We start from the raw sequence: 20266 nt of genomic DNA, 5'->3' as shown, positions 1-20266 counted from the left end.
GATTCGAACAGAAAGAGAACATCCAGCTCAAAACCCTAAGCAAAGTCTGAGGACCTCATACGTCAAAAGACAGCAGGTCAAATGCGCACTGTGGATGGCGGGCCCGACGGGAATTGAACCCGCGACCTACGGATTAAGAGTCCGCCGCTCTAGCCTTGCTGAGCTACGGGCCCACAACTCAGCCAATCCTTTTGTAACATAGCTACCCTAATATTTTTCGTTACCGCACATAAACTAGTAGTGACTTAAATGGGTGAGCTTGTCTTTGTCGGCTTGGGACTCCATGACGAAAATGACATTTCGCTGCGCGGCCTAGAAGAAGTAAAAAACGCAGATTTTGTCTTCGCAGAATTATACACCAGCTTAATGGAAGGATTGAAGATTGAGAAACTAGAAAATCTTACTGGAAAGAAGATTGTTTTAGTTTCTAGAAGGATACTTGAAGAGGAGGATGGAAGGCAAATTCTTGCTGCAGCGCTAAGAGGAAAAACAGTCTTTCTCGTGCCTGGAGACCCGTTGATTGCCACGACACATATAGATTTGCGGATAAGAGCCGAAAAAGCTGGAATCAAAACGCGCATAGTTCATGGCGCCTCCATAGTCTCCGCGGCAATAGGGCTGTCAGGTTTGCAGAACTACAAGTTTGGAAGAAGTGTAACAATTCCCTTCATCAACGGCGGCGATGTTCCGGAAGCGCCCTACAACATAGTTAAGACAAATCTGAAAGCAGGATTTCATACACTTTGTTTCTTAGACATCAGAGCAGAGGAAAAGCGATATATGACCATAAAAGAAGCGCTAGAAACACTTTTGGCAACAGAGAAAAGGAAGCGAGAGTCCATTATCATCCGAGACATACTAGTTGTGGGTATAGCAAAAGCTGGCTCAAGAAAACCTGCTGTGAAAGCTGGCTTGCTAGACGAGGTACGAAATTATGATTTTGGCAGTCCGCCCCACACACTCATCTTTCCAGGAAAACTTCATTTCATGGAGGTAGAAGCCCTCATCAAACTGGCAAACGCGCCTGAAAGTATAAGGAAACTGATTAAATGACAATTAAAGAGCTTGTTGAAAAATACATAAAAAACACTCAGCAAGCCTTCCAACAGATACAAAAAGACAAAGGTCTGCACAGGAGAAGAGGAGAAAAAGTTTTGGACCATGCAAAGAGATACTTAGAGGACGCCATATATTATCGTGACCAAAAAAGATTTGAAACCGCTCTTGCCTCAGTAGCTTACTGCGAAGGCTTGCTTGACGCGTTAAAACTGCTAGAAATGGTAGAGTTCCAATGGCAAACCATAAACAAGTAGAAAAAAAACGCCCTACAGTTTTAGCTGCAGGAGTATTCGACCTACTTCATCTAGGGCATGTCAAGTTTTTGGAAGAAGTAAAGAAGGCAGGTGGAGAGGATGCGGAGCTCATTGTTATTGTTGCAAGAGACAAAACTGTTGAAAAAAGAAAAGGCGAGAAACCAGTAATGTCAGAGAATCAACGTCGAGCATTGGTGGAATCTTTAGAAGTGGTGGACGAGGCAATTTTGGGATATGAGGAGTTTAACATAGATGAAGTAATTGAAAAGATAAAGCCAGATGTTATCGCTGTGGGACACGACCAAAAAGGCATTGGAGAATTAGTGAAAAATGCTATTGCAGATAAAGGCTTGAAGATAAAACTCGTAAGAATTGGAAAGTTCACTGAAGACGAGCTTAACAGCAGCTCTGAAATTAAGAAAAAAATAATTCAATTATACAGACGTCAAGCCTAGACGCACGGTTTTTTTGATTATAGACATAATGTTACCACATCAGATTTAGTCAATAGATGAAAATGATAGTGTATATAAAAAAAAGAGGTTATGGTTACCAGTTTTCTCCGTAGTGGTTTGTGCATTTTACTATGTCGTAAATATCGATTATACCGTTACCGTCTATGTCAGAGTTAGGCTTGTACTTCGGATCGCCTACCTGAGACCAGTAAACACTAGTAATCTTCACGACGTCGTAAATGTCAACGTCAAAATCGCCATCAACATCACCTGAAATAGTCACGAAGACCCATCCGTCAACCAATGAGTTGTCGCTTGTATTTGCTTCTTCCGAGCCAATAGCTACATCGCCACTTATAGTGTAGTTACCCTTAGTCCAACCTATTGTGTCCCATATAATGGTAATCGTTGTCCAGTTGCTGCTAACTACAAAGTCTTGGGCTGTGCCAACGACCGTTCCGTTTGCGTACGCAGTCACATTAAAGTTTTCTCCGAAAGTACCGTAGTTTGAAACGGTCACGTTGATTCTGAGATCAGTTCCCTGACCCGTAACCGTCCTAGCAGGTGAAATATTTGTGACTTCCACGTCGTGGATGCCAGGGGCAATTTCAATGATGCCATTTATATTCACGTGGGAGAGAGGTTGCAAATATTGGTTCAAAAGAGTGCTGGATAGTTTTAGAACGTCTGTGCCATTAGCTTTGGTTTGGAAAGTCATTTCAAAGATGGTTCCACTGCCGGTAAAGGGATAAGATCCACTTTCAGATTCGGCTGCTATTTGATATGTCCCCGTCGTTTGGTTTACTTTGTTCTTGTAAATTGTCACTGGCGTGTGTAAAACACCTCCAAAATAGTATTCTACTGGAATTTTTACTTCGTGGCTTACATAGTCCAACAGCGTGGTGTTCCAGTTAATTTGAATATCCAACTTCCAGAGTTCTTCTATTTCCGTGATATTAATCTTCACTGTGAAAGTTTGACCAGCCTGAACTTCGGTTGTCGGAGGATTCACACAAACAGCGGGCGGCAGTATAACGCGAACAATCCACCAGTCTTCTCCAACTCTGCCTTCCTCGTCAGTCACTGTGAGCTTAAGCGTATAGATTCCCGGGGTGACCACACTTGTGTTCCACGTAGCCAACACGTCATCTTCGATCTCGTCCTGGCCATTGTTGGTCAGCTGGATTCCTTGAGACTGCCAAGATGCGGGGTATCTTCCTCCTCCAAATTTTATCGTGAAGTTTGCAAATGTCGCTCCAACAGCTGTTCCTCTCTTCGCCGTACCTTTAAGATCTACAACTCCTTCGAGGGAAGGCGAAGTAAGCAAGTCCGTTACTGTTTGAAAATGATCAGTAGGTGCCATAAGGTCAGTTACTATTTCTGTTTCTGGGTCTCCCAAAAGATTGAGATTGAAGTAAGTCCATCTTTCAACACTTTGGCTGTATTGATTTTCTTTTGAAAGTTGCAACGCTTTGCCTAAATTCCTTGTACCGCCATTTAACACGGAGAAGAATGATCTATCGAAGGTTTCTCCAGGTCCAATCGTCATGCCTGGAACGTACCAGCCGTACCTTGAATTACCTATGAAAGCAAAGGCGCCGCCTGAGTTGAAGATGAAATGTTCTGCGATTGCCTCATCCTTGTCGAACGCTGCAGCATAACAACCCAGACTGTAAATCATGCAATACTTATCATTAGTGAGACTGTCGACAGTTGAAGTTCCAATTCCCATAACAGACTGAGAATTAGCATGTCCGTTATGGTTCACTATGTGTGTACCGCTGTTCAGTTCATTGATTACTGCAGCTACACTAAATGTTCCATCTCTGTGGTACAATCTTTTTGTCGTGTACTGCGGGATTATGTCTGTGACAAGGTCTTTACTGTTTCCGGCTTCGGTTTCGTCGTCAAGTTCTTCGCCAATCATCAAGGCCTTCTTGAGGTAGGATTCGTCAGTGCTCTGTTCATACTCCAGAGTTTTGTTCACAAAGTTCGTTGCCTCTTCCGCCGTCTCAACTGCTGCCCTTCCTATGTATACTTCAGCAAGGAAATCGGCTTCTTCTCCAGCGGTTCCATTTTCTGGGGACTCTTCATCGAAGACACCCTCTCCGAATATAGTGTCGTTATCATTATCCCAACTTCCATCAAGGGCTCCATAATACATGTCACATGGAATGTTGCGATCTATGGTATCGTCAACGTAGGCGTAGACGCCTCTTACAGGAACGATCTCACTATCTCCACCTAACAGAACATATTCGGCGCCCCAATTTTGATATGCATCTTTTATGAAATTTCTAATACGCGCTGCAGTTCCATTAAATTGGCTTCCACAACCATCGCCATGCAAGCCGTTACAGAAATAGTCTGGATCATTCAAAATGTCCTCCACCAACACAGTAGTTGCGTTGAGTCCCTTCAGGACTTTCCCCTCTACTAGAGGTTGGAATGAAGAGTTTAAGGCGGCATTTGTTATGATTACGTAGTTGTATGACTCTGATGAATTCACAATGCTCGTCGGTCGCCTGGATGTTATTGTATCAGTGTATGTTTCTACTGCTTCAGGATTATCCACTAGGCTTAGAACGAGTTTAATATCTTTTGGCAAATTTCTGAACATCAGCGAAATTTCACTGGTCTCCGTCAGATTTATGGTGACTGTCACGTTCTGGAAATAGAACAGTTCTCCTGTTTTGGGAATATATTGAACTGGATGAAGTGTAAGTAGAAGTATTTTGTAACCTCGTAAGTATTGTTCTGATACCTGCGAAAGCAATACTCCAGGAAACGGTGTTGTGGAACTATAGATTTCTTGATTTGGTTGGTCTACAAATGGAGTAGAAGAAGAAATAGGTAGCGGTGTTTTTCCATACTCTAGATTAAACTTGCCTTCCAAAGTTTTTCTATTACTGTGAGTGATGTTGATGCTCTGTAATTCTTTGCCTTGCGGAATCAAAAGCTTGACTGTTTTGAAAGGTAGAATTGGCTCACCAGGAGCGCCATGTTTAGACAGATCTAGCATTTCAACAGAATCATAGCTTGGGGGGCTATTCATAATTGGGTAGGGAAAAGCCAAATCAACTATGATTGAGTTGTGTAAAGTGTAAGTCTTAGTCAGCGTCACAAGTCGTTCTGTGCTTTTATCTTTGCTTTTTGTTGCTGAGTTGAAACTTTCTTGATCAGATAACTGGAAATGTTTGATCCTAAGGACACCTGTTGAAATTGTTGATATAATCATGAAACAACAGATCGAAAAAACCAATGTTGCACGTATGTTTCTGTACAAGGTCATCACCTACTATAACTCCTTCTACGATATAATTTTTATATAATTTTTTATGGAATAAACTTCTATCTTAATGGTTTGTCTGCTTCGTTGCTACTTTTCACGCATGTATGTTGTTTTTCCCTTAAAGAACACTGTTAATAATGTGCATGGTTGAATTTAATATTATTCGAACGAAAATGTTTAACAAAAAAAGGGGGGGAATGACGCTGGGTTGTAACGAGGTTTGTGCTAGCCTACACCCCAATGTCGCCGCATTTGTGTCCTAAACCATTCCAGCCAGCCTTCTGCCTTCGGATCTTTCTCACGTTGGCGTATAAACTCCCACACTTCGTCGCCCGTCACGAATGTTGCCCCTTGATTTTGGTGTGAATAATCTATTATGGGCTGGCCTTTGTCGTCGGAGAGCATCGCGCTGACTATTTGAAATGGCTGTTCATTAAATGAGGAGAGCACTTCAAAGGTCATAGTAAAGAAAACACCGTCTCCATTGAATGGTTCAGCAGGTGATATTGAAGCATACGCAACTAAGTAGGTTCCGGCAGTTGGGTCAACTATATCTATTGCGGATAAAATAGGGCTGTTTAGAACTCCCTCTTCATAGCTTTCTACTGGTGCCGTGACGACGTGGCTAATGTATTCAATAATAGCGGCGTCCCACTCGAATTCGATGTCGAATCCGTAAAGGTTATCGGTAAGATCCAAGACGACAACGCTAATTGTGAAAGTTTCACCAACCTCAGCAGTTATCTCGGCAGGAAGGACACAAATCGTAGGATAGTTGTCAGGTAGCTCCGGATTGCTTTCGGATCCAACACTAATGCTTAGGCTAAAGGACACAAACAAAAGCAAAGAAATAATTGCTATAACGCAAATTTTCCTTGACATTCCACATCATTAATTGTAGAAGAAGAATCGTATTTAAGTTTTGGCGGAATATTGTATATAAGTTTTGGCAAAGATATATACACCTAAAGCTAAGCCTATGTCTTTTTTCTCCAGAGAACTTTCCTCGTTCAGATGCCACAGATCTATATGCGTGCAGGAGCGTATGCGTTTTGCGCGCACACATATCAAGTCAATGGATAGGGATAATAGTATAAAAACGGAGTTTATGGGTCTTTTTGTCCGTAGTGGCTCGTGCAGATGACTACGTCGTAGATGTCGATTATGCCGTCACTGTTCATGTCTGAGTTAGGCTTGTAGTCTGAATCGCCTATTTTAGACCGGTAAACGCCAGTAATCTTCACGACATCGTAAATGTCAACGTCAAAATCGCCGTCAACATCACCTGGAATTGTTATAACTACCCAGCCTTTTGTAAGGTTATTGTCAGAGATGTCCTTTTCGTCTGGGACTGGGGTGGCATAGGTGTTAAGGGTGTAGTTGCCTTTAGACCAACCTGTGGTGTTCCAAGTGAGGGCGACGGCAGTAGAGTTTAGGCTTGTTAGAGTGATGTTTTGAGACGCTATGGCTGTGGTGTTGGCGTAAGCGGTCACGTTAAAAGTTTCGACAGAGGTGCCGTAATTAAAAACTGTGATGCTTATGTTAACGGCGAATCCTTGTCCAGCAATGGTTTTTGAAGTTTTGAGGCTTGTTACTCCTATGTTGTGTGGGTCCCAAGGGTAAGGTTTCATGAGCGGATACGTGTCTGTATTGTTTTCGTCTATAAGGTATGATGTATCGCCTATACCGTCACCGCCTGTCTCGTTTTGATATGGTCCATGATAGGAGTCTATTCCTACGTAATCGCTCCAGTAGTTTCCACCAGAAGGATAGCCATCGTCCCAAACGTTCACTGAGTTGACGGAACAAACTTGGTCGTTTGGGTTGTTGATGAAATTGTTGTGGAAAACTTTATTGTACGATGAATTCCTAAAAAGTATCCCATAATAGTTGTTTGCTGATATGTTGTTACCAGAAATCGTATTGTTCATGGATTCCGAAATATCGAAGCCCTCCCGCTGGTTTTTTGTTACGTTGTTTCCATAAACCATATTGTAAGATGAGTAGCTTAGAACTACGCCTCTTTGGTAGTTTATTGTTATGTTGTTGTCAGAAATCGTGTTATGAAATGACTGGTTGAGAATGACACCGTCCCATGTGTTTCTTGTTATGTTATTTAGAGAAATAGTGTTATTAGAAGACCATCTCACCATAATGCCACACCAGTTTCTTTCTATGTGGTTTTGGGTTATTGTCGAGTTGTTAGTATTGACCAGTAGTATGCCGCCGTTATTTTTGATGTATAGATCTTTAGCCATTATGTTTGTGCAGTTTATGAGCGCCAAATACCCAGCGTCAACGGGGACGTGCTCATTTTTGCGGTTAATCCAATAGTAAACTGGCCTACCGTCCACAAGGTTTGACGAATCAACATCATGAATGAAGTGTGAGAGGTTGCTTCCACCAACCAAAAAGTTGAGTTGGTTGCCAATCATACGGTTATTACTAAGCGTACTGTTAAGCGACTCCCTTAGCTCGACACCCAAAAAATTATCCACAATGTTGTTGTTTTGAATAGTTATGTTGTTCCACGTATAAACATAAATGCCATTGTCCCACTCTTTGCTGTTTGTTATAGTGAAATCTCTGATGACCACATTGTTCGCCATTGCATCGATGACGTGGCCTTTTCCGTCACCGTCGATGATTGTGCTGTTCTTTCCTTCTCCAATTAAGGCCACTGTCTTATTTACAACCACATTTTCGTAGTACGTTCCATTTCTTGCATAGATCGTGTCGCCCTCATTTGCATGGTTGATAGCTTCTTGGATAGTCGAATAATCATCTGGAATAATGATGGTTTGCGTGGGTGTTGTTATTTCTACAACAGAATTAAAGGATGCATGTAGAATAGGCTGGCCGACAGGATCGCCTATTTTGATACTTGTGAAATTTAATGTTGTTATTCCTGTCTGGTTTAAGGCTTTAAAATTCATCGTGAAAGCACTGCCGCTTCCATTAAAAGTTGGTGCTGGAGCCATTGAGGAAATAATTATTTGATATCGTGTCTCTGGTTGTGCATTAGGCACGCCTGTTTCATTTACTTCATCCTTAATCCATAATATTGGTTCATGGAGTAAGCCGCCTGTATATATTTCTACTGGGACTGTTGAGGTGTGATTTAGATATTTTAAGCATGTTGTGTTCCAAGTGATTTGTATGTCAAAGCCGTAAAGTGATGAAACATTTTCGACGAGCACTTTTATTGTAAATGTTCCGTTCACAAAAACTCTAAGAAATTGGGGTTCAAATCTTACAATAGTTTCAGTGGATTCAGGCTGAAGAACATTTGACGTTGCCTCTCTGCAAGCCAAACTTGCGCCAAATATGAGTAAAATTATCATTATTCCTGAGAATACTTTTTTTATCAACGTTCTTTCTCCTAATACTAAACGAGTCTATTGGAAAATATACTTTATGCAGAAATGTTCTAGTTACGCACGCGCAAGTAAAATGACGACTGCAATCATAAACTCTACGGCCGTTACTGTGAAAGGCTTAAATTTGACGAATAACTCTCAAGGTCTGCTTTTTGTGATTACAACGAACTCTGTAATAGAGGCAACGAGATTTTAAGACAATTATCATGGAATCTGTATGCTTTGGTCAAGCAACAATACTATAATTCACAGCAGTGTCAAAAGCAACACAGCGTACAGTGTCTACTTATTATCGTCTCACAACACTACCCTAGTTGAAAATGGCATCATAGAGAATGAATATGGGGTCTATTTACAATCCTTTTGCAACAACAACATAACTCATAACAATATTCAATACAAAGAATACGATACCACAGCTATCCACTTAGAATCATCAAACAGCAACATCATTTACGACAACAACTTTTACACGTCAAACATAAAGACTGATGATTAATCAAACAGTTGGAACTATAGTACCCTTGGAAATTATTGGCACGACTATACAGGGGGACCTCCACACAATATCAGTTTAAACAATATAGATTATAATCCAGTCGAGCATCCTGTGATGAGTTCGTTAAAAGGAGACGTTGACTGGGACGGGGATGTGGACATATATGATATCGTTAAGATCACTGGTATCTATTGGTCTAAAAGAGGAGACAGTAACTGGAACCCGTACGCAGACTTGAAGCATGATGATGATTGGACAATCAATATATACGACGTAGTGAGGTGCACCGGAAACTTTCGTGCCGAATGGGATTGCTGACAACATGTTAACTGTGTGCGCGTAATCCCAACAAAGCCCATAACCCAACTTTCAGAGTAAAGGTAAAGTCTGAGCGCAGATCACCTGAAGAGTAGGATGGTTTTGGTGTTTCTGGGTTTTTCAAGGGTGGGGGTTGGGTTGCGTGCGCTCTTTCCACGCTATTGCTAAAATTCGAGAGATAGGAGAAAGTACGTGCGCACGCCCCCTCACAAACACGTTGGCAGAAGAGAATACTAAAAGTTTGCAATCTTCACAGAACTATTAACACTCAACTCGAACAGAATACTTTAACTATTAAGTAAAGTTTTGTCAAGATCGTTCGTTAACGCGGTGTTTTAATTCATTCGTAACCTGCTTTAATATTTACCGACTGGGAGCTGGCAGTCCGTTTTTAGGAATAGTTGCTGGTCCTCTAACTGGAGCACTATTTGTACATGACCCATGTTCACGCACATAATCATCAGATGTCCCACCAGGCGTGCGTTTACGCCCGAAGCTTAAATCAGCTGAAGTATTTGATGAGTACAACATTAAAAAACCAAGAATAAAGATTGCGACCAGACCCAGAGCTAAAAACAATACTCTCTTCATAGCCTCAGCTTCTCTTAACATAAAAAAAGTCTAACCTGACTAATAAGATTTTGCGCGTGCGAACTAAAAGACATAGACGCTGTTTGCGCACGCTCTTTTTATAAAGGCGCTAAGAAAATAGTTGGTAACTTACAGCACCATGAAATCTTCGGAGGTTAGAAGATGCACGTACGTAGAACCTACGGGTTTTCACCGACATTCTTCTTGGTGGTCATTAACTTAGCGGTTTACATCTATACGTCTTTCTTAGGGCACAACTTCATTTTCACTGCAGACAGTGTCCTAGAGGTATATGGCCAGTATGGTTACGCGGTTTTTCATTATGGTTGGTGGTGGCAGCTAATCACATCCATGTTCGTTCACGTTGATATAGTTCACCTCGCCAGTAATACGTTCTTCCTATTGATATTCGGGTTAAGAGCAGAAGAACTCTTCACCGACACCGAGTACTATACTGTCTACTTAGCCTCAGGGCTAATAGGTAACCTTCTCAGCCTATTCTTACCCCCATTAACAGTATCTGCTGGAGCTTCTGGCGCCATCTTCGGATTGTTCGGTGCCGTCATAGTGTATTTGAGGAAGGTGGTGGGACGTTCTGTGATGGGGGCTTTGCTTTTCGCTTTTATGTTCCTCCTGATTACCGTTTCTGCAGGTACAAACATACTAGCTCATTTTGGCGGCCTTGTCGCGGGATTAGGAATTGGATATTGGTTGGCGAAAAATCGAAAGATCTTAATGGTTTATTAGGGCATTGTGAAGATTTCAAGCTTCACTTTCTGTCCATCCTTAATTTTAAGCTGGTTACGTAAGTATTGAGGCGCGATGATTTCTAACACAGAGGAATCGTAATGAGTTCGAAAAGCAAACATTAAGACAGCTTTCACTTTGTTGTTTATGAAAGCCGGGTAGCATTTAACTGCGCCAAACGTTCGCAACTCATCTTTGAAGCCTTCGATTTCTATAGCTGGATAGCCTTCCAGCTCTTGTTTGGTTTTCATGTCATAATCGGAGGTTAACTTGATGTTTAAAGTTCCAGGATATGGGTCGAATCCAAGTTTTTCAATGAACTGTCTTCGGTAGCCGTCTTGCTTAACGTAGTAGGCACCTTCGCCTAGACCGCTAAACACTACGCCTTCAAGTGTTACTGAAATTGGGTGAGCCGCTTCTATTATGACTTTTAACTTTGAATACAAATTCTTCAACTGCGCTTTCCCAACATCAGCCAACGTGATTAGGCAGCCCTCTGGCGTAATTGACCGTTTAATCCAGCCTAGGTTGTCGAGTTCTATAAGGTTGCGAGAGGCTGTTTGTTGAGAAACACCAGTTTTTTCTGCTAGATATTGGGTAGAGACTTTCACTGTTCTATGGTAAGCTCCTATCTCAGCAAGCTTGTATAACATAAATTGTCGTCTCCATGATTGTGTGTTGATGTGAGGGCTGCTCACTCTTATGCACCTTACTCAAAAAAGGGAAGCTACTCACCTATAAAAATAACGTAAAATGAAAAACTTAAGCAAATAATCTAGGCTAGAGAATGCGTATTATCTGAACAAGATTTTTTGTTGGCAAAAGGTTTCACACTTGCTTAGAGAAAGGTGAAAGGGTTTGAGTGAGCAAGTAACGGAAAAGAAAGAGGCTCTTGCGAAAGCTTTCGCGAAAGAGTTAGGTGGAGACATGGTTCCAGTGCACGTAACGCTGTTTCAGCCGTTCCACGACTTTCTAAAAGAACACTTGGAGTTTTTCGGCAGCAAACAAACCATAGCAGACGTTTGCAGGGAGATGATCTACAAGGAAGCCCACAAATTACATGACATGGTAACGCCCAATGAAGATTCTTATGTGAATAGCCAAAACTGGTTCAGCAAGCGGAGCCACATAGAGATAACTAAGGAGTTGTGTGGAGACAGAGAAGAAAGCGACATGGCAGAACTAAGCCTGTAACCGTTGACGTGGACGTGAAAATGTTCCAGTTTATTATGGAGAAATCGCCTTGGTTAGCACACAACTCTGTTGAGAGCTTTGTTTCCGAGGCTGTATGCTTGCGGTTTACAGCTCTAGTAGAATTGATTGCAAAAAGCTAGAAGCTTTTAGCAAACACCCATCTTTTTTATAGGAAATCAATAGAAACTTAGGATACAAGAAATTCGACATGAAACGGTGGAAACGCATAGATGACTTGGGAAGAATCACGCAAGAAGGCTTTTGCAAAATTTCCAATCCTAGATATATTTGCTATAATAATTGTCGCCATCGTAACTCTAGTTGGCTCTATTTACGACGAAACGATGATGTATGGTTTTCCCGCTTTTCTAATCATGTGTGGTGCAATCTTGTGGTTTTCAGGGCTCAGGCAAGGGCAGAAAACAAATTTTCTTTACGGAACACGAATCATGGTGATTTCCATAATCGCTCTAATCGTAGCGCTAATCCTTCACCAGATCATAGGCTAGATATTTTCGCCCCTCTATCCCTTCTTTTTTTGTGCACACAACTCTCATGGGTGAGGACTACATGGTATTCCATTCACAGGAATGTCCCCCATACCCCTCGGCTTCACACCTAAGCTTGGTGGATGGAGTGTGCCATACTCAGCTTTGAAATTCTGATCAGCCTGTATATTTGCTACGAATACAGCAAATAGAGCAAAGGCGCAGATTCCTACTAAAATCAAGATTAAGTACTTTCTCTTCATAATCTGAACCTCTCCTAATAATAAAATGTCGAACATAACTAATTAAGGTTTTATAAGTTCCAGAAAAAAGGAGTATTGAAAGTAGAGAAGAAAGGAAAGAAGCCGAAAGTAGACACTTACCGAATCTAGCTTTTCCCAATTTACTCCCTCTTTTTTCTATGTGTTACCCTTCGTAGAAGCTAGTGTTAATGGGCTTTATTAAACAAGAAGTTTACCGATAAGAACTCTCTGACTTGGCTATCATATCTTTATACGCACACGCTGTCAGTTTATCCCAAATGACATGGAGGTACCTCCGGTAGGAGGCGCGTACATAAAGCTTATTGAAAGTTTCTAAACAAAACAATTTTAATATTATTCACTAATTACTGTGTGAGTTGGAATTGTGAAGGTTGGTAAAAGCTTTTCAGGAACTCGCTGGTTCTCGACGCTTATGGTATACCTTAAGGTTACGAGAGTTGGGAGTTGGCTTGGGTGGCTTTTTAGTTTTGGCTTAGGAAGCATCGTCCTGAGTTTACCCACTCCTGAGCGCTTCTTTGTTGTCTTGTTTGCTTTCTCACTTGCTACAGCCAGTATCTTCATCTTGAATCAATACTTCGACCGAAAGGAGGATCAAGAGAACGTGTTCAAGTCTAATATGCCCATTGCCTCTGAGAGAATAGCGCCTCGGACAGCGTTAATCTTTTCCCTTTCGCTAATTATTCTATGTTTAGTTTTGGTAATTTTGGTTGATGCGTATCTCCTACCCTTGTTTGTCATCTATCTTACGTTCGGAACTGCATATTCTGCTCCCCCCTTCAGACTGAAAACAGTGCCAATCGCAGACTTTATAGTTTCAGGAGTAGGTGCTGGCTTCATGCCATTCTTAATGGGGTTGGAGTTAACTGGCAAGCTAAACTCTGATGTTTCATTGATTCTGTTAGGTGCCATGCCGCTAATGCTGATTCATTGTAGTGGTCACGTTATTCAGGCCATTGGAGACTATAAAGTAGACCGTAAAATGGGAATTCACACTTTTGTTGTCCAATACGGAAGAAAGAATGGTGCCATTGTCGCCGGATTTATGTTTGTATTAGCATGTTTCTCGCCCTTAGTCTATTCAGTTTTTGGTTTGCTGCCTTACAGACATTTATTCTTGTTTTTGGTATTCTTTCCCCTTTCCGTACCCATTGTCGGCGTTATGCTGATATGTTAAAGGAACCGTCGACAAGAAACGTCATTAAGCTACAGGAAACCGCGGCAAAGTATGGGGTTGTTGCGGTGGTAGTGATGTTGTGTTATTTGTTACTTGTGAAAGTAGTTGGCTTTTGAAGGATTTAAGACCTAACCGCCTACAGCGTGCGTGAGAAGAAGAAACTAAACTCATTGGAGCAGGGGTCGAATATGTACGCTAAAGCGAGAGACGGTATTGCTATATATCGCAAACGCAAATGAAAAAAGTAGTATTATTCGAGCTCCGGTAGTATAGTCCGGTTAAGTATAGTGGCCTCTCGTCTTTTCTAAGAGGGAAAGCCACCGACCCGGGTTCAAATCCCGGCCGGAGCACTATTTCAAGTTAGAAGTGTTTATAATATGTTAAAGTGTTCAGCTCTGAAATTAACATTTATCAAGTCCATCCTGAAAACCTCATTATCGGCTTCAAAACCTTCCTTCCATGCTTCCACCTATAATAAATCGCATACGCAATCAATGCACCAAACCTTATCTTCCAATACTGGTCCTCCGAAACGAAAACCTCTATGTTGCGTTTCCAGCATGTAGCTATAAGCTCCCATTGCAGCGGCGTTAAATGTTTTAAATCCATGTGTCGCGCCTCTTTGAGCATGCAGTCTTCTTCCGAAGTAAACAGCAAGGGCACATAGAATAGTTTGCTGCGTTTCAATTTGTCTACTAGTTCAAGCGTTGCGATCGTATCATTCTCGGTTTCACTGGGCAAACCAATGATTAATGTTGCTAATGGCCAAATACTGTTTTCGTTCATAACTTCAATTCCCTTCGTTACTACGTCATGCCATTCCTTGGGTTTGTACGGCAACATTTTGCCTTTCATGTGCTCATTCATAAGTCGAATACTTCCAGTCTCTATGCCAATTTCAACCGAGCTATGCCTAGTGCCCTTCGTAACCCACAGAGATTTCTCTAGAAGAATCGGACTAATCTCTTCGATCATCTTAGGATCATAAACAACAGGTGCCAAAGACGCATGAGCAGGTTGAATATACTTGACTCCAGGCACAGCAGCAATTGATTTAATCAATTTTACAACCGCTTCACGATCTGGTAGAAACTTCTCCTTAGACTGGTATAAAAACAAGTCTTCGCTAGCCAAAATTATCATTTTTGTGCCCTTACTCGCATTCAATTCAACCTCTTTCAAGACATGGTCTAGAGGAAAGGAGTAACGTCTCCTCAATGTTGGTGAGCAGAATTTACAACCGCGTCCGCAGCCACGCATAACTTCCACGATGCCAAAAATTGACGGTTGTATAATGCATGGGATTTCTTCTGGGTCAGGCGATTCGGTTTCAACTAGTAGAGGAAGCTCTTCGCCATTGAGAGCCATATGAAAAATTTTCAAAGCTGTCTTTTCACCCTCACCCATAACAATGCAGTCTATGCCGTATTTCTTTTGCAGTTTCGCTTTATGAATTTGCCATGCACCTGTGCCTCCAAGAATTATTTTAGCACCCCACTTTCGAAGAATTGGCTTGTTCATTAGTTCTCTGAATTCAGCAGCTGCTATGGGTTCGCCACCAAAGCCTACAAAGGATGTGTAAGTTCGGCTGACAAAACCTGTTCCAGCTGGCTCCATAGAAGAGATTCCAACAACCTTTGTTTTTGGTCCCACAACCTTTTGCAGATTATTCGGATGTACAACCGCAACGTTCTCGGCGCCAAATTCCTTAATCAACACGGCTTCGATTTTTCGCATTCCATAAGGTGCATATCTAGCAATGCCATTTTTGTTATTAGGCACCGGCGGGTACCAATACTTTTTCAGCAATCTTTTCGGAATAATGCCTGTTGGGAACCCTCCCGTGAATGCCCTGAAGGGACTGAGATTGAAATCGCTCATATCGGTAGCGGAGCCTGTGAGAACAATGAGAACCCCTTCACTCTCTGAGTGAACAAGCCTTTTCCTTGGCATAGTTCGCATTTTTGCAAGACTAATTTAATAAATGTATTGAATCAAAAATCAGAAAATGTGGTATTTCGGCGGAATTTGAAGATGGCAACTTATATTCCTCAAAGAGATTGGTTATTTTATTGGAGAAGCGAAAACTGCAAAAGCGAGTGGGAGCATCGTATTTTTCTATACGGCTGAAACAATAGTTCTTTTCTGCGAAACACAAACGCTAATAATACTCGTCTTATATCAAAAGCTGAGAGCTGCAAAACAGGATATTTGTGACACAAGAGCAAAAAATATTCTTAAAGAAACTGTGGGTTGTTGGAGGAAAGAATGTGAAATACGTGGACTTTGTCGACTTTTCATATAGCCCTAAAGAAGACGATTTAATCTGTGATTTTTATGTTGAGCCGAGAGGAATTGATATTAAAGTGGCTGCAGGCGGAGTTGCTGCTGAAAGTTCCATAGGAACATGGACTGAACTGACAACGGTGAAAACTTATGTGGAAAAATTGCGTGCCACAGTCTTCGAAATCAACGGAAACAACGTTCGCATAGCTTACCCAGTTGAGCTGTTCGAACTTGCTAATATGCCTAACATTCTCAGCAGCATAGCTGGAAACGTGTTCGGTTTGGGTGCTCTGCGGAAGCTTAGGCTTAACGATGTGTATTTTCCTTCAAAGATTGCTGACAATTTCAAAGGCCCGAAATATGGCATTGATGGAGTTCGAAAGCTTTTAGAGGTTAAAGATAGAGCGTTGGTTGGCACGATAATTAAGCCGAAACTTGGTTTGAAGACCGAGGATCACGCAGAAGTTGCCTTTAATGCGTGGGTTGGCGGGTGTGATATTGTGAAGGATGATGAAAACTTGAGCAGTCAACAATTTAATCCCTTCGAAGATCGTGTTATAAAAACTTTGGAGTGTAGAGATAAAGCTGAACAGGAGACTGGTGAAAAGAAGGTTTACATGGTTAACGTGACCTCAGAGACGAGTCATATGATAGAGCGGGCGCAGTTCGTGGAAGAACATGGTGGACGATATATGATGGTGGACATTCTTACTTGTGGTTTTGCTGCCTTGCAGACATTACGCAATCAAAACTTCGACCTAGTAATCCATGCTCACAGAGCGGGACATGCGGCGTTCACGAAAGACTCTGAGCATGGAGTTGCTATGCGGGTGATTGCTAAAGTATCTAGGATAATTGGAGTGGACCAGCTCCACGTGGGTACCGCTGTTGGAAAAATGTCTGAAACGAGAGAAGAGGTGTTGGAAAACTGTGACGCGCTAAAAGCTGAAATAGACGGTTTGAAGCCTGTTTTACCAGTGGCTTCAGGAGGTCTTCACCCAAGCTTGGTTCCAGCCTTAATTGAGATTTTCGGAAAAGACTTTGTTATTCAAGCGGGAGGAGGAATTCATGGTCACAGGGATGGTACCGTCGCTGGCGCCAAAGCGATGAGGCAGGCGGTTGACGCAAAAATGCAAGGCATAGTTCTAGAGAAATATGCAGAAACACACAAAGAACTGAAAACAGCGTTACAAATGTGGAGATAAAAAACATATGTGCTGATTTGTTACATGCTTAAAATGAGTAAGAGCTAAATAAGAAAGGAAATCCTAAGCCGAAAGGCCATTTATATCTGGAGGATACGAAGACTCTAATCTAAGCCACGAGCGCGTTCGCTTTTTGTCTCAATTGCTTAACTGCTTATTAAGCAGCAAAACATATAAGGTATGTAAAAGGATATACCAAATATGCAGCCAGCCAAAGACACGCCGCCACCGAAAAACGAAAAAGAACACGTACGACGCACCACCATAATCCTTGAAGAAGAGGAACGCAAGTACATAGACAAACTCATCCAAGACGGAAAAGAAGCAGGTATAAAACAACTCGTCTCCAAAATGTTAGATGTCTACAGAAGTATGATGATCTACGACTGGAAATACCCCGGCGAATACTATGCCGGCATCAGCCGCATCGCCTTCATCAACATAGAATTAATCCACACCCTACTCCAATACATTCCCCCAGACCAACACCACGAAGTAGGTAAAAAAGCGGGTGAAGCCGCAAAAATCAGTATGGAAGCCACTCTAGATCTTAACACAACAGACAAAGAAAAATGGTCAGAAGTTTTCAAACGTCTTCGCGTTCAAGGTCTTGGCGACTTTTTCCAACGAGACAAGTATATAATGATCAAAGCTCCCTACATCAACAACCATGAGGTACAACGTGGATACCTTGAAGCTCTCCTTGGCATAGCTCTCGAAACACGCACCACGAACCCGCCTTATGTCTATGAAATCATTACCTAGCGTTGTATTGTATAGAGATCAATTCTATTTTATTGCAAACAAATGATTCTATTTCTAATCCGAAGTAAACACATTTACGTCATATTCTAATTCGGATTCAGAATTCATACCTCTTAAATCGTACACAAAACAAGTCTCTTCCATCCCTGCAGGAAAGACAAAAAAATGCAATCCCTGATGCCAGAGTTCTTCATGCTACTGGGCATTGACTTCTTCTTAGCCACAAGCCTACTAACGTGCATATTTGACAAATACTTTCCAGACAAACTCGCCTACCTCTACCAACTAGTCGCTCTAGCAGGCTTTGGGCAACTCCTCGTCACCCGCGAATTCATGGCCTCTTTCCCAGATTACATGCGCTTCTGGTACAGCTTCATCTACCTAATCATTGCAGTAACCAACATTGCCGCCCTCAACGTCTACCTATTCTTCTATAAAAAGACGATGACCATTGCAAAGCTTTTCTCAATCGTCGCTACAGCGCCTGCTTTCATCATATCAACGATGTTCCTATACAACTACGCTGTCGAAGCCCCACACGCAATAATTCCACTCCCACAACTTCCCTTAGACCTCATGTTCATTAGCGTCTTCGCCTTCGACACCATAGTAGTCAGCGTAGGCATCTACGCTCTCATAAAACCAAAATGGTGGCAAATAACCATCCCCTCAGCCGCTCTCCTAATAGGCGCAACAGCCTTCGTGTCCATTAAGCCAACATTGGGTGAATCTGCCTTCATAGTAGGCGCCATATACGTATACATAATTTTGGGAATTGCATGTGTTGGAGTCTTAGGAGCAAGTGTCTACGTACTCCTAAGGTTTTGGCGGGATATACAAAGAAAGAAGGGAGGTGAAATAACAAAATGAACATAAACTACAAGAAATCAGCAAAACTTATACTACTATTGATATCAACGCTACTCATAGCCACAGCAAGTGCAGCTACTTTCAGATACATGTACATAGACGGAAGTGTCACAGTAGGAGCTGCAAAATTCATATGGATAGAGGGTCTAGATTCTCCTGGCGATGCAACAATATCAGGCAGCACGTATACTGTGGATTTTGATGTGGAACCTGGAACTCCGCGAAATTTCACTGAATGCGTTTTTCTTAAGAACAATGACACTGAAGCACATAACATGACTATTAGTGTAACTACGACAATATCAGCAACCGATTTTACTGAATGCAAAATGCACATCTATGAAAACTCAACAACATCATGGGTGTTTGTTGACACACTAGATATAACAACCTCTGATTCCTATGAAACATACACTGGAAATGACCCGTTACAGGCAGGCGAATACTATCAAATGACATTCGAAGTAGTTGCTACTGTAGGAGCAAGTGGAACGTACGATTTCGACATCCAAGTGGAATATGAGTAAAAAACTCATATTCTTTTTTTTCATTTTCCTCTTTGTTATTCCTACTTTAGATGCGACGCGTGATGCATCGAGCCCGAGGTTCAAAAGGGGTTGCTTTGCGGGGTGTATGCCATATTAAGAAACAATATATTTATATTAGTGCACACACTATGTTAAGCTATGGCAGCGCTTGCCCTGAGGTTCAATTGCGTTTGGTTTCATTAGGAAGGGTAAAGAGGTTTGCGCAGTGTTGGAAGGAGAATATGGGAAATAGGGATTTGTTATGTTGATTTTGGATTCATATGTGTTAAATAAGCATTCGCAGAATGGTTAAAGGAGAGGTGCAAACGAACTTGCTAAAAATGCTGAAATCAAGAAAAGGTATTTCTCCAATCCTAGCTACACTGCTTCTAATTGTAATCGCAGTAGCAGCAATAGTCGTTACATACGCTTGGGTAATGACCTTCATGGGAGCACAAACAACCGCAGGCGGAACAATCTTAGGCATCGATAACGTGTATTGGAACTCCACGGCTAAAACAACCAGCATAGATGTTAAAAACGAAGGAACAAGCGACGCAAAACTCGTCAGCCTTTACATAGGCAATACGGCTTCAAACCTCCTAGAAGTCACAATCTATACAGACCTCGGCACAACAGGAAAACTTCTGGCAGTCGACCAAAAGATCACAGTAGTTCTCGACTGGCCAAACGCTTTAGATTCTTATTGGACAAACGGCAAAACATACTACTTTAAAATCGTGCCTGAAACTGGAACACCCAAAGAGTTCACTCATGCCGCGCCGCCCACATAAAATGTATATCTACCATAAAACCGCGATTCGAAAATCGCCAACTTTTATTACTTCTTTCTTTCTAAATGAGACTATTCGAAAACC

At 41.8% G+C, this 20266-nt stretch carries 20 protein-coding genes and 2 tRNA genes; 15 read left to right on the top strand and 7 right to left on the bottom strand.

What is annotated here, in order from left to right:
* Nucleotides 1-95 precede the first annotated feature (95 nt).
* Nucleotides 96-173, bottom strand: a tRNA-Lys gene (locus OEX01_02795).
* A gap of 76 nt (nucleotides 174-249) precedes the next feature.
* On the opposite strand from OEX01_02795, the gene dph5 reads away from it, so the two are divergent.
* The 3 genes from dph5 to OEX01_02780 are packed head-to-tail and all read left to right on the top strand — an operon-like array spanning nucleotide 250 to nucleotide 1768.
* Nucleotides 250-1053, top strand: a complete 804-nt coding sequence (dph5, locus tag OEX01_02790; protein MDH5447916.1) for a diphthine synthase — start codon at nucleotides 250-252, stop codon at nucleotides 1051-1053.
* On the top strand, nucleotides 1050-1313 hold the full coding sequence (locus tag OEX01_02785; GenBank protein ID MDH5447915.1) for a DUF357 domain-containing protein: 264 nt from the start codon (nucleotides 1050-1052) through the stop codon (nucleotides 1311-1313). Before dph5 ends, OEX01_02785 begins: the two co-directional genes overlap by 4 nt.
* On the top strand, nucleotides 1292-1768 hold the full coding sequence (locus tag OEX01_02780; GenBank protein MDH5447914.1) for an FAD synthase: 477 nt from the start codon (nucleotides 1292-1294) through the stop codon (nucleotides 1766-1768). The genes OEX01_02785 and OEX01_02780 overlap by 22 nt, the downstream gene beginning before the upstream one ends.
* A 94-nt stretch (nucleotides 1769-1862) precedes the next feature.
* On the opposite strand, the gene OEX01_02775 is transcribed toward OEX01_02780, so the two are convergent.
* The 3 genes from OEX01_02775 to OEX01_02765 all read right to left on the bottom strand — a co-directional run bounded on the left by OEX01_02775 (nucleotide 1863) and on the right by OEX01_02765 (nucleotide 8431).
* Nucleotides 1863-5006 (bottom strand): C25 family cysteine peptidase, encoded by a 3144-nt coding sequence (locus OEX01_02775; protein ID MDH5447913.1) that lies wholly within the window; start codon nucleotides 5004-5006, stop codon nucleotides 1863-1865.
* A 279-nt stretch (nucleotides 5007-5285) separates the two neighbouring features.
* Nucleotides 5286-5942 carry a cohesin domain-containing protein gene (locus tag OEX01_02770; GenBank protein MDH5447912.1) on the bottom strand — a complete coding sequence of 219 codons (657 nt, stop codon included), beginning with the start codon at nucleotides 5940-5942 and terminating at the stop codon, nucleotides 5286-5288.
* 224 nt (nucleotides 5943-6166) lie between these two features.
* Nucleotides 6167-8431: a right-handed parallel beta-helix repeat-containing protein gene (locus tag OEX01_02765; protein ID MDH5447911.1), complete on the bottom strand. Its 2265-nt coding sequence runs from the start codon at nucleotides 8429-8431 to the stop codon at nucleotides 6167-6169.
* A gap of 220 nt (nucleotides 8432-8651) precedes the next feature.
* On the opposite strand from OEX01_02765, the gene OEX01_02760 reads away from it, so the two are divergent.
* From OEX01_02760 to OEX01_02750, 3 genes are all read left to right on the top strand, one after another.
* Nucleotides 8652-8939, top strand: a complete 288-nt coding sequence (locus OEX01_02760; protein ID MDH5447910.1) for a right-handed parallel beta-helix repeat-containing protein — start codon at nucleotides 8652-8654, stop codon at nucleotides 8937-8939.
* 114 nt (nucleotides 8940-9053) lie between these two features.
* Entirely contained in the window at nucleotides 9054-9257 is a 204-nt protein-coding gene (locus OEX01_02755; GenBank protein ID MDH5447909.1) for a hypothetical protein, read from the top strand.
* Nucleotides 9258-10010: 753 nt separating this feature from the next.
* Complete coding sequence (locus OEX01_02750; protein ID MDH5447908.1) at nucleotides 10011-10595, top strand: rhomboid family intramembrane serine protease; 585 nt, start codon at nucleotides 10011-10013, stop codon at nucleotides 10593-10595.
* Here OEX01_02750 and OEX01_02745 read toward each other — a convergent pair.
* Nucleotides 10592-11293 carry a DUF120 domain-containing protein gene (locus OEX01_02745; GenBank protein MDH5447907.1) on the bottom strand — a complete coding sequence of 234 codons (702 nt, stop codon included), beginning with the start codon at nucleotides 11291-11293 and terminating at the stop codon, nucleotides 10592-10594. The two genes, OEX01_02750 and OEX01_02745, sit on opposite strands and share 4 nt — an antisense overlap.
* 160 nt (nucleotides 11294-11453) lie before the next feature.
* Here OEX01_02745 and OEX01_02740 point away from each other — a divergent pair, with 160 nt between their 5' ends.
* Together OEX01_02740 and OEX01_02735 are read left to right on the top strand one after the other, a co-directional pair.
* Nucleotides 11454-11789 carry a hypothetical protein gene (locus OEX01_02740; protein MDH5447906.1) on the top strand — a complete coding sequence of 112 codons (336 nt, stop codon included), beginning with the start codon at nucleotides 11454-11456 and terminating at the stop codon, nucleotides 11787-11789.
* Nucleotides 11790-12019: 230 nt separating this feature from the next.
* Complete coding sequence (locus OEX01_02735; GenBank protein ID MDH5447905.1) at nucleotides 12020-12298, top strand: hypothetical protein; 279 nt, start codon at nucleotides 12020-12022, stop codon at nucleotides 12296-12298.
* Between the two features lie 44 nt (nucleotides 12299-12342).
* Here the strand turns inward: OEX01_02735 and OEX01_02730 are convergent, their stop codons facing one another.
* Nucleotides 12343-12540 carry a hypothetical protein gene (locus tag OEX01_02730; GenBank protein ID MDH5447904.1) on the bottom strand — a complete coding sequence of 66 codons (198 nt, stop codon included), beginning with the start codon at nucleotides 12538-12540 and terminating at the stop codon, nucleotides 12343-12345.
* 385 nt (nucleotides 12541-12925) lie between these two features.
* On the opposite strand from OEX01_02730, the gene OEX01_02725 reads away from it, so the two are divergent.
* Together OEX01_02725 and OEX01_02720 are read left to right on the top strand one after the other, a co-directional pair.
* Nucleotides 12926-13735, top strand: coding sequence for a UbiA prenyltransferase family protein (locus OEX01_02725; protein MDH5447903.1), 810 nt, complete (start codon nucleotides 12926-12928; stop codon nucleotides 13733-13735).
* A gap of 258 nt (nucleotides 13736-13993) precedes the next feature.
* Nucleotides 13994-14085: transfer RNA gene (locus tag OEX01_02720), tRNA-Glu, on the top strand.
* Between the two features lie 61 nt (nucleotides 14086-14146).
* On the opposite strand, the gene OEX01_02715 is transcribed toward OEX01_02720, so the two are convergent.
* Nucleotides 14147-15688 carry a B12-binding domain-containing radical SAM protein gene (locus OEX01_02715; GenBank protein MDH5447902.1) on the bottom strand — a complete coding sequence of 514 codons (1542 nt, stop codon included), beginning with the start codon at nucleotides 15686-15688 and terminating at the stop codon, nucleotides 14147-14149.
* Nucleotides 15689-16014: 326 nt separating this feature from the next.
* Between OEX01_02715 and rbcL the strand changes: the two genes are divergently transcribed.
* The 5 genes from rbcL to OEX01_02690 all read left to right on the top strand — a co-directional run bounded on the left by rbcL (nucleotide 16015) and on the right by OEX01_02690 (nucleotide 20182).
* A complete protein-coding gene (rbcL, locus tag OEX01_02710) occupies nucleotides 16015-17226 on the top strand; it encodes a type III ribulose-bisphosphate carboxylase (GenBank protein MDH5447901.1) in 1212 nt (403 codons plus the stop codon).
* 201 nt (nucleotides 17227-17427) lie between these two features.
* Nucleotides 17428-17991, top strand: a complete 564-nt coding sequence (locus tag OEX01_02705) for a hypothetical protein (protein ID MDH5447900.1) — start codon at nucleotides 17428-17430, stop codon at nucleotides 17989-17991.
* Between the two features lie 177 nt (nucleotides 17992-18168).
* Nucleotides 18169-18861: a hypothetical protein gene (locus OEX01_02700; protein ID MDH5447899.1), complete on the top strand. Its 693-nt coding sequence runs from the start codon at nucleotides 18169-18171 to the stop codon at nucleotides 18859-18861.
* Nucleotides 18858-19388, top strand: a complete 531-nt coding sequence (locus OEX01_02695) for a hypothetical protein (GenBank protein MDH5447898.1) — start codon at nucleotides 18858-18860, stop codon at nucleotides 19386-19388. The genes OEX01_02700 and OEX01_02695 overlap by 4 nt, the downstream gene beginning before the upstream one ends.
* A 341-nt stretch (nucleotides 19389-19729) precedes the next feature.
* Nucleotides 19730-20182 carry a hypothetical protein gene (locus OEX01_02690; GenBank protein MDH5447897.1) on the top strand — a complete coding sequence of 151 codons (453 nt, stop codon included), beginning with the start codon at nucleotides 19730-19732 and terminating at the stop codon, nucleotides 20180-20182.
* Nucleotides 20183-20266 lie beyond the last annotated feature (84 nt).

The organism is Candidatus Bathyarchaeota archaeon (assembly GCA_029882535.1).
Classification (GTDB): Archaea; Thermoproteota; Bathyarchaeia; order Bathyarchaeales; family SOJC01; genus JAOUKM01.
The sequence above is the reverse complement of the archived record's forward strand: the minus strand, read 5'-3'. Positions and strand labels throughout refer to the sequence as shown.

Coding starts and splice junctions, on each gene's coding strand:
- dph5 (MDH5447916.1), top strand. CDS start 250: ATGGGTGAGCTTGTCTTTGTCGGCTTGGGACTCCATGACGAAAATGAC.
- OEX01_02785 (MDH5447915.1), top strand. CDS start 1,050: ATGACAATTAAAGAGCTTGTTGAAAAATACATAAAAAACACTCAGCAA.
- OEX01_02780 (MDH5447914.1), top strand. CDS start 1,292: ATGGCAAACCATAAACAAGTAGAAAAAAAACGCCCTACAGTTTTAGCT.
- OEX01_02775 (MDH5447913.1), bottom strand. CDS start 5,006: ATGATTATATCAACAATTTCAACAGGTGTCCTTAGGATCAAACATTTC.
- OEX01_02770 (MDH5447912.1), bottom strand. CDS start 5,942: ATGTCAAGGAAAATTTGCGTTATAGCAATTATTTCTTTGCTTTTGTTT.
- OEX01_02755 (MDH5447909.1), top strand. CDS start 9,054: ATGAGTTCGTTAAAAGGAGACGTTGACTGGGACGGGGATGTGGACATA.
- OEX01_02750 (MDH5447908.1), top strand. CDS start 10,011: ATGCACGTACGTAGAACCTACGGGTTTTCACCGACATTCTTCTTGGTG.
- OEX01_02735 (MDH5447905.1), top strand. CDS start 12,020: ATGACTTGGGAAGAATCACGCAAGAAGGCTTTTGCAAAATTTCCAATC.
- OEX01_02730 (MDH5447904.1), bottom strand. CDS start 12,540: ATGAAGAGAAAGTACTTAATCTTGATTTTAGTAGGAATCTGCGCCTTT.
- OEX01_02715 (MDH5447902.1), bottom strand. CDS start 15,688: ATGCCAAGGAAAAGGCTTGTTCACTCAGAGAGTGAAGGGGTTCTCATT.
- OEX01_02705 (MDH5447900.1), top strand. CDS start 17,428: ATGCAGCCAGCCAAAGACACGCCGCCACCGAAAAACGAAAAAGAACAC.
- OEX01_02700 (MDH5447899.1), top strand. CDS start 18,169: ATGCCAGAGTTCTTCATGCTACTGGGCATTGACTTCTTCTTAGCCACA.
- OEX01_02695 (MDH5447898.1), top strand. CDS start 18,858: ATGAACATAAACTACAAGAAATCAGCAAAACTTATACTACTATTGATA.
- OEX01_02690 (MDH5447897.1), top strand. CDS start 19,730: ATGCTGAAATCAAGAAAAGGTATTTCTCCAATCCTAGCTACACTGCTT.